This window comes from Paraburkholderia sp. MM5384-R2, from assembly GCF_014201025.1.
GTDB lineage: Bacteria > Pseudomonadota > Gammaproteobacteria > Burkholderiales > Burkholderiaceae > Paraburkholderia > Paraburkholderia tuberum.
In genome coordinates this window covers 1-13,047 of record NZ_JACHDI010000035.1, presented here as the reverse complement: position 1 = coordinate 13,047, position 13,047 = coordinate 1, and the positions used below count along the sequence as shown (strand labels likewise).

Below are 13,047 nucleotides of genomic sequence, written 5' to 3'. Positions count from 1 at the left end.
AGTCAAGTGCAACGTTTAGCTAATCCGGCCTTCTCTAACTCTTTAGCCATTGCTTCCTCGGGGGAGTCCCAGCCGAGCGTCTGGCGAGGCCGCCCGTTGAGCAATTTGGCGATGTCATTGAGTTGGGTCTGCGAGAGCGTCGAAAGGTCTGTGCCCTTTGGCAGAAACTGACGCAGCAAGCCGTTGGTGTTCTCATTGCTGCCGCGCTGCCAAGGCGCATGCGGATCAGCAAACCAGATATCGATATTGAGCCGCCTGGAGAGCTCGACATGGCAGGCCATTTCCGTTCCCCGATCGTAGGTCAGGCTCTCGCGAAGAAAGGCCGGCAACTTCTTCATTTGCCGCGAGAAGCCTTCCAGCGCATCCTTGGCCGTACAGCCATCCATGCGGCACAGAATCACGAAGCGCGTCTTGCGTTCGACCAGCGTGCCCACGGCGGAACGATTAAACGCACCCTTGATGAAGTCGCCCTCCCAGTGCCCTGGCAACAACCGTTGCTCGATCTGCTCGGGGCGATATTGGATGCGCAAATCCTCGGGAACATAGCTGCCGCCCGCAAGCGTCGTGCGCCGATTCCCGCGCGCCGGTTTTTCCTGGCGCAAGGCTGCGATCATGGCCGGTTTCAGCGAGCCACGTGCATAGGTGTAAATGGCAGCGTAGAGCGTCTCGTGGCTGACGTGCTGACTTGGGTCGTCTGGATACATGGCCCGCAGTTTGGCAGCGATTTGCTGCGGCGACCAGCGCCAGTAGACCAGGTGATCATGCACATGCCGATAAAGCGCGCTGCCTTCGATCAACTTGCGCGGCCGTACGCAGCGCCGACGACGCAGCCGATAGGCCGAGGCGGCCTGCGTCGCACAGTAGCGTGGCGTGTCCGCGCTGCGATTACGCTCCAGTTCACGCGACACGGTCGAAGCGCTGCGCCCCAGCAGCCCCGCAATAGTTCTTATGCTGCCGCCTTTTCGATGTTCGATCATGATCGCCGCGCGTTCTTCCGCACTCAAATGCTTGTAGTTCTTCTTCATCGCAACACCCTACCTCATTCAAGGTGTTGCACTTGGAACTAGAGACTAAGAACTGTAATTCAATAAATGTTGTACATTGCGCTGGTGAAAATGATTGCGCGATAAAAAATGAAATTTTCCTGGAATTGCAAAGCGTTGCGAATTAAACTCAAGGCGACCGGTTCGCAGCAGAAAATACTGCAATAGTTATTAATCGCAGGCCGGTAATCAATAAATAACGTCTTCATTGCAAAAAGATGCTAATTTTAAGCAGCACTGCGCTCGCCCATCGATTTTGACGGGCGCGAATAAAAGGAGGTCTGAATGTAAAAACGGAGCAAACCCCCTATTGGAAGCTTGCCCCGCTGGTGGGAGCTGACGCTACCCGATCTGGACAATCGAAGTATCGTCAATCCCCCGCCTGCGGTCAAGTTTTTGCGCCCAATTTTTTCTGATCTCGCAAGTTGAGAGGGTTTAATGCGCCCTTTTAATTTGCAAGCGGAGCGAATCATGCAAAACAAACCGCATGCCGCCGTCAGGCCGACGGCTAGCCAGGGGAGTCATCACATCCCCGCACGACAAGTCGTCCGGCCTACCGGTGGGACTTTCCGCGGCCGTTTTCCTTCCCGAAAATCAGGCAGAACCGTCGCGTTCGAGTCATTGATCGAGCGTGATGCATTGTTTCTTTTCGAATTTTCTCGCGGAGTAGTCAGTTATCGCGAACAACCATACTCGATTTATTACGCGTTCGAAGAAAAAACGCGGAAGTACACGCCAGACTTTGAGCTTACTCTGGCCAGCGGCGCTTTGCTCCTCATTGAGATCAAACCAGAAGAAAAGGCGCTTGCGCCAGACGAAGAAAGCCGGCTGCGCCGCATTGGGGAACATTTTTCCGAACTCGGCGTGCCGTTTCGCGTTCTGACGGACACTCAGATTCGTAGCGGCACACTCCTGTCTAATCTGAACACGTTATTCCCCTACCTAAGCAAACCGTTGTCCCGCTTGCAACGAAGGCTGGCTGTCGCACCACTCTTCGATGAGCAATTGCTGACGGTTGGACGTGCGAGCGCTCGTCTCGGTTCCACCGCAGCCGTTTGGCAGTTCCTTGCTCAAGATCTGCTGACCTGCGATCTGCGTCAGCCGTTGAGTGAATCGACTGCCTTGTCCATTCAAACCCGCGAGCCGAACGATGAAGAACTATATTTTTAAAGTTGGGGTGTCCATCGAAGTGGATGACCAAGATCATAGGATCGTGTATCTCACGGCCGAAGGCCTAGTGCACCTGACAGCGGCGGCCACCGGCGCACTAACCGTGACGTCGACAACAGAGCTGCAGAGGCAATATCAATCTGGTCGGCTGCGCTTTCTGGACGAGGCAACGAACGTCGGCGATCCAGCGTCCTCACGACCGGGGCGCCCGCTATCAACCTTCCCTGACCTCGTCCAAGGGAAGGCTCTTCGGAAAAGAAAGTACTTGGACATGTTGCTCGCTCGGGGTCCGATAGTCTCGACGCCAACTGTACTGGCTCCGCTCATTAGGGAATGTGCGAGGGAACTGAACGACCCGCATCCGCCAAGTCCTATTAGCGTCTACAGGTGGGCTCGCAGCGTCTCACGGGCAGGTGGCGACAACCGGGCATTGATCGATCGGTTCGATCGCAGAGGGGGTGGGAGCAGGTTACCCCTTCCCAGCCTGAGCTTGCTGCAACAATCGATCGACTCGATATACATGGCGCGGGAACGAGGCTCCGTGACTGATGTGTATGCTGACCTGCGTTACCGGGTAGACCGCGAAAACGAATTTCGCAGCGAGAGCGAGAAGGTTCCGATGCCGAGTCTTGCCACGGTATATCGGGCGATCTGTTCCCTCGATTCGTTTGACGTAACGGCGGCCCGCCGTGGTAAGCGCATCGCGAAGATCAAGTTTCGTACAAGTGGCCTCGGGGTCCATGTTGAACAGATCCTTGAGCGTGTTGAGATCGATCACTCGCCTCTGGACCTCTTTGTGATCGATGAGAGGACAAATTTACCCTTGGGCCGCCCGACAGTGACCATCGCACTTGATCGGTATTCAAGGATGCCGGTCGGTATGCACGTTGGATTTCAGGGCCCGTCCGTCCATGCTGTCCTGCGGTGCTTGAGGCACGCCATAGTGCCAAAGGCCGATCTTCGAGATCGCTATCCGGATCTTCAAAACGACTGGCCGTGTCACGGCAAGATCCGTGAACTTGTCTGTGACAATGGGCAGGAATTTCACAGCGACGAACTCAAGAAGGTTGCGTTCGAACTCGGCATGATCGTGACGTTTTGCCCAAAACGTCAACCATGGTTCAAAGGCGCAGTTGAGCGCTTCCTGAAGACGTTGAACTTTCAGTTTGCACACGCGCTGCCTGGAACCAGTTTCGCTCGATGGTTTCATCGAGAAGACTACGATCCGCAGGAACAGGCGCTGATTACCTACGACCAGCTGTTGCATGTCCTGACTCGCTGGATTGTCGACATCTATGCACGCTCGCTCCATCGAGGAATCAATACCACGCCACACGAAAAATGGCTTGCTGGAGCGGCTCGTTTTCCGCCTGTGCTACCGTCGAGCATTGAAGACATCGACATCACGATCGGCGAAACGCATATCCGAACGCTGTCTCATCAAGGTATTGAACTCGATAACCTGCGTTACAACGATCTCGCTCTTCTGCAAATCCGCAGCAAACACGGGCCTCGGGTCAAGGTCGACATCATCTCGTACTTCGATGATGTTTCACGCATTGCAGTCATTGATCCAGACACCAAAATCCCTATCATTGTGTCGGCGCTTGATCAGGAATACGCAAGCGGTCTAACACGAGAGCAACACCGATTGCTTTGTGCACGAGCGCGTGAGACCGGTAAAGGGATCGTCGACCAGAGTGCCCTTGCACGTGCGAAAGCCGAAATCAGAACCCTGGTCTCAGAGTTTGCCTTGAGCAAATCACAACGAAAACGGCAGAAAAGCGCGGCATGGCGCGGTATCGGGACGGAAGCAGTGGACATATTCGCTACGTCGGCCAGCAAGACAACCCGTACAAAACCAGAGTCCCGTATTGAGCAGCCCTCTGCCATGCCTGTGTCCGAGCTGCCAAAGCTTGCCGGCTTGTTACTGAATGGTCCTGCGGACGGAAGGTGACACCATGATTGATCGATCCTTTGTCGATGACGACTATGCGCGGGTGAGGGAGGTGGAGCGAATTCTCATCCCTCATCCGCAATTCAAGGCGGTGGTTGAACGCTTACAGCACGTTCTCGATCTGTCGCGACATGGTGCTGAACCACGCCATACCCTTCTTGTAGGTGAGTCTGGCACCGGTAAGACGTGGATTGCTCGTTATATTCGGTCGATACTTCCCGAATCAGAAATTGATGGTATCCAAACCAAGCCAATCCTTGTCGTCGAAACGCCAACGTCACCGACGTTAAAGAGCCTAGCGCAGGCGATACTCGTCGCACTCGGGGATCCATTGGCAAGCCTGGGTAACGCTGAAGTCAAGCGATTACGGGCGCTCGTGCTCATTCGCCAGTGTGAGGTCCAGATGCTCATTGTTGATGAGCTTCAACATTTCCTTGATCACGGTGCGCACAATTCGCCACAATCTGTGGCTGACTGGCTCAAAAACTTCGTGGAAGATGCGCGAATACCTTGCCTGCTAATGGGCCTGCCAAGATCAACTGCAATTCTTACACTCAACGAGCAATTGCGGCGCCGATTTTCGGCTCGAATAGAACTGCTGCCGTTCTCAATTGAGCGCGAAGACGAAGAGATTGAGTTCCGAACAGTCCTGAACGCTCTGGATGAAATGCTTCCCTGTCGAAGGAGTTCGGGTCTCGCCGAGCGTGAAACTGCGCGCCGAATATACATGGCGACGAACGGCCTCATCGGATACGTGAGACGGCTCACGACAGGGGCCTTCGAGCTAATGGCGGCTGCGAACCGGCCAAGTATCGATCGAGCTTTGTTGCAAGAAGCCTTCGTTCAAGAGATCTGGCGCGGTGGACAGGACGAGCTAAATCCCTTCCACCCGAAGTTTTCGTTTCGCCGTCTGGATCAGCCAGGGGAGCCGTTTGCGCCAACAAGTCGTCAAGGGCAAACCCGTGGAACGCGACGCCGTTATTGAAGGAGCGTTCGTGAAAGCGCCGTTGATCAACCTTCCACCGGCTCGTCCCTTTGAGAGCGTGCAGGGGCTTCTTCTGCGAGTTGCGGAATCTAATGCCTATCCTGCTGTCGAGTGGTTACAGCATCTGGATGATCTCCACCCGCGTCTTGGTGAACTCGTAGGTACTGCCATTTTTGGATTCGTACCCAAATGGCTCCACGAATCAGATGCACCGACGGTAGTTCCACGGGGGTTTGATGAAAAGTTTTGTCTTGGCCGGCGAGCAAGATGCTGTGTAGCATGCTTGCTGGCGACGCCTTACTGGCGAGCGATATGGGAACATCGACTATACGTTGCCTGCCACATACACGGCTTAGAGCTGATAGATACGTGCTCTGCATGCGGAAGCAAACTCTACTGGAGGCGGGCGTCAACAATGCAATGCCGCTGCGGGAGTGAGATTACCTCATGGAAACAGGTCGAAGCGAGTCGCGCTAGTGTCGACGCTGCTCAACATATCTGGCATGCGTTTGTGAGAGCGACTGATGTCGAGCAGGGCGCCAACAGGCCACAAGTTAGTGCAATCGATGATCTGAGTTTACCTTCCGTTGCGTCGTTGATTTCCCATCTTGGCGCGACGACGAATTCGACCGAGTACATGCTATCACCCAAAGCGTGGCGCAACCTTACATTGTCGGAAACTTCCCGGCTTGTATCAGTTGCCTATTCACGTTTGACCGACTGGCCGCTGAAGTTTCACGACTTCCTGCGCGAGGAAGAGCGATCAATTAGAGGTATCGCTGTAACGTCACCTCGCCTGCACCGACTGAAGAAATTCCTATTTCACGACCTCCCTCCGGACTTGAACTTCCTTCTCGACGGATTCCGTGGATACATGCGTGACGAGTCCATGGACATTCTGGACCGACGTCGCGGTTGGGCAACAGATAGCGACATTCAATCCCAGGCATATGTAACGGCAACTGCTGCCGCTCGTCAGCTTGGCATCCGGGCTGCGACGCTTCACGCGTTGGCCACGCGTGTCGGTGTCATGGAGATCAAAAAGTCTGGCGGCGTCCGACGGCACTTCACCTTAATCCAACGGACCGCTCTGTCGTCACTTAAGCAGGAACTGTCGGACGAAATCGGTCTTCGGAGCATGAGCCTGCTTCTTGGAATGTCGATATCGCGGGTAGAACAACTCGCTGACGTTGGTCTGCTGGAACGAAGGACCGTGACGCATGGGCTGGTCTCGACGTCGCTTTTTCGGCGTAGCGAGGCGGTGGAGTTGATCGATAGCCTCAAGGGCGGCGGCCGCGTTGTAGCGCATCCAGATCGCGAGATCTCGTTTGCCGAAGTCAGCAAATACTTTTTGTCGCAACGAGCGGAATTCGTATCTCTCATTTACGCGGTACAAGAGCGACGTATCAACTTGCGGCGGTGGGATGAGAGTGCTCGAGGTATCGCAGGTGCGATTTTTGGGCGTGGAGAGTTCCTCAATTGGCATCGACAACAATGTTGCGTTGGAGGTATGACCATTCCAGAAGCGTCTGCGCACCTTCATGTCAAGCAGGAAGTCGCGTACCATTTGGTAAAGTCGGGTTTATTGAAAGGACGTGCTGCCGTTCGTGGTCGACGATCGGTCACTTTGATCACGTCGGGCGCCCTATCGGACTTCGAGCAGCACTATGCTTTCGCGGTCGAGCTTGCTGCGGCTATGTGTCTGTCAGTTGGAAAGGTTGTAGCAGTTCTTTCTGATCTCGGGGTGTCGCCGATTTGTGGGCCGCGAATTGATGGTAGCCGTCAAAACATTTTTCGTCGTAAAGATATCGACCTCGTTTCAGAAGCGCTTAAGGCTTTTACTGACGGCCGGTCGGAAAACATTAATCGAGAGTATTCGCTCGGACCTACGGACCCACAGACTGCAGGAGGGGGAGCGTGAGCACTTTGCACCCATGGGAACGCCGGGTCTTCATCGATACGGAGTTTACCGATATTGAAGCGCCGTGCTTGATAAGCTTAGCCATGGTCGCTGAGGACGGGCCTGAGTTCTATGCAGAGCAAGCGCACATAGATAGGAACTCCTGCAGCGCGTTTGTTCAGGCCAGTGTGTTGCCCCAACTGGGCGCGGATCCGGCGCGAGTCTTGGAACAAGGAGCGATGCGCGAAGCGGTACGAGCCTGGATGTCGATGTTCACCGGAAAAAAGCAGCGACCGGTGATTTGTTATGACCATCCTATCGACCTCCAACTGTTGTGGGAGCTGCTCAGTGAGCGAACGGCTGGCTGGAAAGTAAAGCTTATCAGTTCAAGAATTGATCCCGTCACGAAGGAAGAATATTTCCGAGTGCATGGTGGCCGTCACCACGCTCTTCATGATGCGCGCGCAAACAGAGCTGCATATCGCTAGTAAATGAGTATAGACATACAAACCTAGACAGAGTCGCGCGCCATCGCCACGTGCGTCGTGGCGGCTGCGCATGGATTCGGCTGCACCAGCATCGTTCAGCTGTAGAAGCTTGGACTTGATTGGACAGATGATGTCAGATCGCGTCCGGCTCAGTTCGGCCAGCTGCAGCCTTTCGCCGCAGATACCAGTCTGCCACTCACGTGACCGTTATTGCGTCGTCATCGGTCAGACGGCCGTGGAGACCTCAATGTGCTCACTCGAGGCTTCTACCGGGATGTGTCAGGCTTATCGGCACTCTGGTCGCTGGACCCTTCGGATTGTAAGTGACGTCGGTGTCGTCCCGCTTCCCACCGCAACGCGTTTGCCCGCCTCATCGAACGCGGATGCGGCGCCGGGTATGATTCGTGCAGGCTCATAGCGATGCGCGCGAGTTTTTCCCCTATGTTCGACCGCGAGTCTCGCGGCTCGCAGCGGAAGCTTTCATACGGTTTAACGATGACGACCAGCATAGAGCCGGCTGCGGCTCGGCACACCGAACACGATTCCAACCATTTCGTCCAGTTCTACGAGTCCGACGTCGAATTGATCGAGGACGTCGGCGCGTTTCTGCACCGCGCGCTGGGCGCGGGGGGGAGTGCCATTGCGATCGCCACCGCCGATCACGTTGCCTCGCTGACGTCATGGCTCGATTCGGCCGATACTGCCAGGCGTCGCGCGCACGACGCCGTTTTCGTTGACGCGCACGCCGCGCTCGACGGCTTCATGGTCGACGGGTGGCCGGACGACGCGCGCTTCATGTCGACGGTCGGTGCGCTCGTCGCGCGGACCGTGCGAGCGGGGCAGCCGGTGCACGCGTTCGGCGAGATGGTCGCGATCCTGCACGCGCAGGGTCTCGGCGACGCAGCGCTGCATCTGGAAGACTTGTGGAACGGACTCGCCCGCGAGCACCGGTTCTCGCTTTTCTGCGCGTATCCGGACCGGGCGTTCATCGGCGCCGAGCATACGCCGTTATTCCGTCACATTTGCGACGCACACCAGCATGTATTGCTTACCCGTGCGTTGCGAGACGCGGGCGAGCAGGACGTGCATCCGAGGCTCGCGCTCGCGCAGCAGCGCGCGACGGCGCTCGAAGACGAGATGCGTCGCCGAAGGAGGAGATGGGTTTCCACGTGGCGACGGCGACCGATCCTGCGACCGCGCTCGAGGTAGCGGCGGCGTTCTCGCCGGCGTTCGCGATACTCGACATTGGCTTGCCCGGAATGGACGGATATCAGCTCGCCCGCGCGCTGCGCGCACAGCAGACGGCGACGCCCGTGAGGGTGTTCGCGCTGACCGGCTACGGGCAGGCTGAGGACTACAGGCGTTCGAACGAAGCAGGATTCGAGCGGCACTTCGTCAAGCCGGTTGCGCTTGCGCAACTGGTCGAAGCGCTGACCGGAGCATTTCCAGGGGAGCGGCCTTCGGTGTAATGGATCTTTTCAAAGCAGATTGCTGTTTTAATGTTTGCACAAAACGCAGCCTTATCCCGAATAACGGTGCCTTTTGTTGGTCGTGACACCGACCGCAGCGACGAATGGAGGCCCCCTATGACTGAAGTTCGCCGTTACGAGACGCTGACGATGGTAAGCGTCGAGTGGCTGCGTTGGGTCGCGTGCTGCCGACCAGCGACGGCACCGACGTGCAAGCTGTGTATGACGAAGCGAAAGGCGCTGGTCGGCCATTTCCTGCCGTTCGCCAATGCGCACGCAGAGTCACTGGAGCGGCGGCTTCACACAGATAACTGACCTTCGCTCATCAACGGTGTGGGTCGCGCTGTCGGCCGGAGGGGTCATTCACGTTGTCCTCCGGTTGACCTCTTCCGAATGGCTGCTTGCGCACGAACCGTATCCCCAGATTTGTCGAAATCTGCCCAAGATGGGCGAGCATTCAATCAACTCAACATCAAGCCACCTGACAAACACGCTTCGGCCGTGGGATCATCTTGCCGGACCTTCTTATAATTAAATGGACGTTACTTGGCATGACTCCCTTCGCTGTTGATCCCGCTGTTACCGCTTTCCGCCGTGCGGTTTCTGGACGATGGCGCGACGTATCGGGTAAGGCCGCGATTGGCACCGCACTTGCGATCTTTAACGAAAATCGGCCGCTCCAAGCGGAGCTTGTCGGCGCGGAAGCGGCTGAATATCTCCAGCAATTCATTGCAGCCACGCAGGAGCATATCGAGCGCGCGCATTCAGGGTATGGCGGTGTGCGCTGGCTATGGTATTTGCGAAGAGCGCCCGACGATTTTTTCTCCGGTAGTTATGGCACGACCATTGGATACGACAAACTTCTTGCGGAAGTCGTATCGTCTTCATTCGCTCAGGAGAATCAGAGCGAGTTAGTCACCAGAATCGCCTTCAAGGTCGACGACGCTGCAATCCGTCACTTCGCTTCGTTCGTTGGTCGCGTGAAGCTGCTTTCTCAGCTACACATTCTCTATCGACGCGTTGGCAAGGGCGCAACGCTTGATGCGCGTCGGCCGATCCTCGTCGCGAGAACTCCAGCCAATATTGAGAGTGCACTCGCGATATATGATGAAAGGCACGACCGCTCACATGAATTCTTCGGTTCGGGTCTTGGATTGGCCACTGTCGAGCCAAGTTATTCGGATTTTGTGGAATCGGCTGAACGCTTCGGTCTGGCTGCCTTCTTGTCCTTTGGGTGCCACCCGAGCTACTATCCCTCGATCCAATACCCGGACGCTAATGGCACTCAAGTCGAAGTAACTGTTGAGGCGCGCCATATGCTCAAGACATTGGATTTGCGCAATGTTCTGCAGCCTTTTGATGGGGAAGCGGGGTCGCCCGAGTACTTGCGCGATGTCGCGCCGCTAATCCAGCTACTCGTTATGTTGCCCTGCTTTGATCGCACAGGTTCCATGGGCGTTCGGATCCGTTCTCCAACAGGGCTATTTCTTCTGTGGTGCGAGGCGGCTCAATGACCTATTCGACGCTTACCTCCCTGAGGTCGCAGCCATCCTCTCAAAAGAAATACGGGAATTCCGATGGTCGACTACGGCTGCAGAATGGCTGGCAGGAGTCAACCAAGTCAACGCGTCCCCTTGGCCCTTGATGGCTGGCAACGTTTGTCGGCAATACGCCGATCAGTACCTGCTCGACATTACTGGCTGCTCCCACGCGTTTTTGCAAAGGCTCGAAATGTCCAGGGCGCCAGCGCTGGGCAACGTGCGCGGTGCAGCGTTTGAATTGCAGTGTCAAGAGATTGTTGATCAGTCACCTTGGGCGCCCGCGCCAGCCATTAGGGAGCTTCGCGGACGACCGCTTCGACGTTCCGGCCAAAGACTCACAGACATCGATGCTTTGGCAACAAGGGACGGCGTACTGCTGATCGTTTCTAGCAAGAGCAGGATCTACGACCGTGAGTACGACCGCGGCACGTACCGCGTCGTCGAGAATGAACGAGCTAGGCTTGATGAAGCTGTGACCCACTGGACTTCGATTGTGGAAGGCCTCAATCGCGAGCCTGTGGGGGACAACTTCGATTTTTCAGCATTCAAAGAGATTGTCGGCGTCGTTTGCACACCTTTCCCGGTTTATACCAGCAATGAGCAGAGCTTGCGATTTGTCAGGGAAGGTCTGCGCGTGAGTTGCTCTGCACATGAGTTGCGAGACTGGCTGCAATAGCAGTCAACCGCTATAGAGAATATGACACGGCGGGTGGTATCGAGGACAACCTGGCCGTTGTACCTCGAAAGGCGCCGTTAAGGCTACACCAACTCAAATGGCCAACGTGGGTTGCGGCTACGGTCTTGCAAGATGTGCCGCCGGGGAGTCCGGGCTTGCCGCCTCATCGGGCTCTGTCCGGCCAGTTTCGGTCGGTCGACCGCGCACACCTATGCGGACGTTAGAAGGTCCGCTTCATTCAGTTAAGGGGCCTTCAATCTAAGGTCCTGTTCGCCGCGACAAGCGTCCCTTGCACAGACAGGACGCGGCTCCTGTGGAGCGTGGCGGGAGGCCGCCCAACGGTATTCAAGGGTTCGTTGGACGGTGCACACCCGCGCCCACTGGGAATGGATGCCTTGTGCCCAAGTCTTCGCTCGAGAAATTTGCTATACGTCCAATATTTGGCGTTCGCAAAACAATCGATGGGCTTCGCGATATCAGTAACGCGTGCTCTGCGGCGCGCCGGGAGTCGCAACTTGGGCAGTACGTGGTCGAGCGTAGCAGAGCGAAAGCTCTGAAGAAAAGTCGGTTTTCAATCCCCAATGGGGCCGGCGGCGAATGAACATTAAGCGGGCTAGAATCCCTTCGCGGCGCCTTCCGGGCCGGATTTTTAATCGCCGTGTGGACGCCGCTAGCCGTGCGTCGCTAGCGTGTTCCGAAAATAATTGAGCAGCATCGCTATCGAAGTCTCGAGCGGCGGGCTGTGGTCCTCATGCTCGACGCCTGGGCCGAACGCCTGTAGCCGACGGATGATGTCTTCGCGCTGCGCAGCCGACAGCGCGACCCCGGCGAACCGTTTGTTATTGTTGTCATAATTGAAAGCGGCGAGGCTGGATGCGGCCACGCCCAAATACAGCCCCTGCCACCCATCGTTAAGCAGCACGACCGCGTTGGCAGTCTGCTGCGCCTGGGTGCCTTGCGCAACGTTGGTACCGTTAATCGCTGCGGTAAGGCCTCGCTCCGTGAGGTGTCCGGCTGACTGCAGTGATTGCAGCGCGGTCGATAGTCTTTGCGCCGAGTCCCGGATGCCCTTGTTTTTCGATTGCGTGTAGCCCTCGATGTACCGCCGGGCGCAGGCGAAGCCAGCCTGAGACATTTTCGTAGCCGCCAAAAATTCGACGGCTGGCACCGAGTCGCCGTGGAAAGAGGTCTCGTCCCTGGCCTCCTTCGCCTGCTCCAATGCATCCGTTAGCGCAACGTAATAGCCGTAAGAGTTGTCCACTGATTCAGGTGCGGTCGCCGTGCACAATGCCGACGCCTGCGTGGTCACTACGAGAAGCCCGGCCGCTATAAGCGCTCTTATTGACATTTTCTTTCCCGATGTCGGTGTCGTATCGGCGCACACTATCATAGTCGGCATCGCCGTTAAGTTAGCTAGGACGCGTTTTGCGGCGTGGTTTGGTGAAGCGCGCGCCGACACCTGGCTGGGTCTGCACCAGCGTACCAGCGCGGGCGTCGAGTTTCACGCCGCGTCGTCGTAGGCCGAGGCCCGGAGTTTCCAATTATCTGCAACCGGTCGCAACTTGGCCGCAATCGACGAGATGACGTCCATTGCGATCCACGTTCGCGCTGATCCTCAAACGCCAAACGCATCTCGTATTCTGCGGAATAAGACGGAAGAATGCAGCAATCCGGTCGCCATCGATCAGGCTAAGGTAGATGCAACTTTCGCGCATGTGATCGCACTTGTTACGTCCCGGTCTAAATTAGGTTTGTCATCGCGAGCTATGTGGCGTGAGATTGCGAGGGGCGTCGCGCACTAAACGAGGAATGGAATGG

12 protein-coding genes are annotated in these 13,047 nt (G+C 56.4%); 10 read left to right on the top strand and 2 right to left on the bottom strand.

The genetic code is table 11. The annotated features are described in order from the left end of the window. Window positions 1-2 precede the first annotated feature (2 nt). Window positions 3-1,025: an IS30 family transposase gene (locus tag HDG37_RS34030; RefSeq protein ID WP_184055323.1), complete on the bottom strand. Its 1,023-nt coding sequence runs from the start codon at window positions 1,023-1,025 to the stop codon at window positions 3-5. 489 nt (window positions 1,026-1,514) lie between these two features. On the opposite strand from HDG37_RS34030, the gene HDG37_RS34025 reads away from it, so the two are divergent. The 10 genes from HDG37_RS34025 (at window position 1,515) to HDG37_RS33980 (ending at window position 11,229) form a co-directional block, all read left to right on the top strand. Next, entirely contained in the window at window positions 1,515-2,213 is a 699-nt protein-coding gene (locus HDG37_RS34025) for a TnsA endonuclease N-terminal domain-containing protein (protein ID WP_184055321.1), read from the top strand. Window positions 2,214-2,754: 541 nt separating this feature from the next. Continuing rightward, on the top strand, window positions 2,755-4,170 hold the full coding sequence (locus HDG37_RS34020; protein WP_184055319.1) for a Mu transposase C-terminal domain-containing protein: 1,416 nt from the start codon (window positions 2,755-2,757) through the stop codon (window positions 4,168-4,170). 4 nt (window positions 4,171-4,174) lie between these two features. Next, the gene (locus HDG37_RS34015; protein ID WP_184055317.1) at window positions 4,175-5,155 is read left to right on the top strand and encodes a TniB family NTP-binding protein; all 981 of its coding nucleotides are present in this window, start codon (window positions 4,175-4,177) and stop codon (window positions 5,153-5,155) included. 511 nt (window positions 5,156-5,666) lie between these two features. Then, window positions 5,667-7,076, top strand: a complete 1,410-nt coding sequence (locus tag HDG37_RS34010; RefSeq protein WP_184055315.1) for a hypothetical protein — start codon at window positions 5,667-5,669, stop codon at window positions 7,074-7,076. Further along, a complete protein-coding gene (locus tag HDG37_RS34005) occupies window positions 7,073-7,543 on the top strand; it encodes a 3'-5' exoribonuclease (RefSeq protein WP_184055313.1) in 471 nt (156 codons plus the stop codon). The genes HDG37_RS34010 and HDG37_RS34005 overlap by 4 nt, the downstream gene beginning before the upstream one ends. Window positions 7,544-8,038: 495 nt before the next feature. Then, window positions 8,039-8,752: an MEDS domain-containing protein gene (locus HDG37_RS34000; RefSeq protein WP_184055312.1), complete on the top strand. Its 714-nt coding sequence runs from the start codon at window positions 8,039-8,041 to the stop codon at window positions 8,750-8,752. Then, entirely contained in the window at window positions 8,701-9,012 is a 312-nt protein-coding gene (locus HDG37_RS33995; RefSeq protein ID WP_184055310.1) for a response regulator, read from the top strand. The genes HDG37_RS34000 and HDG37_RS33995 overlap by 52 nt, the downstream gene beginning before the upstream one ends. A gap of 117 nt (window positions 9,013-9,129) precedes the next feature. Further along, window positions 9,130-9,327 (top strand): hypothetical protein, encoded by a 198-nt coding sequence (locus HDG37_RS33990; RefSeq protein ID WP_184055308.1) that lies wholly within the window; start codon window positions 9,130-9,132, stop codon window positions 9,325-9,327. A 236-nt stretch (window positions 9,328-9,563) separates the two neighbouring features. Beyond that, on the top strand, window positions 9,564-10,526 hold the full coding sequence (locus HDG37_RS33985; RefSeq protein ID WP_184055306.1) for a hypothetical protein: 963 nt from the start codon (window positions 9,564-9,566) through the stop codon (window positions 10,524-10,526). A 130-nt stretch (window positions 10,527-10,656) separates the two neighbouring features. Continuing rightward, window positions 10,657-11,229, top strand: a complete 573-nt coding sequence (locus tag HDG37_RS33980; protein ID WP_184055304.1) for a hypothetical protein — start codon at window positions 10,657-10,659, stop codon at window positions 11,227-11,229. A 670-nt stretch (window positions 11,230-11,899) separates the two neighbouring features. On the opposite strand, the gene HDG37_RS33975 is transcribed toward HDG37_RS33980, so the two are convergent. Next, on the bottom strand, window positions 11,900-12,490 hold the full coding sequence (locus HDG37_RS33975; RefSeq protein WP_184055302.1) for a hypothetical protein: 591 nt from the start codon (window positions 12,488-12,490) through the stop codon (window positions 11,900-11,902). Between the last annotated feature and the right edge of the window lie 557 nt (window positions 12,491-13,047).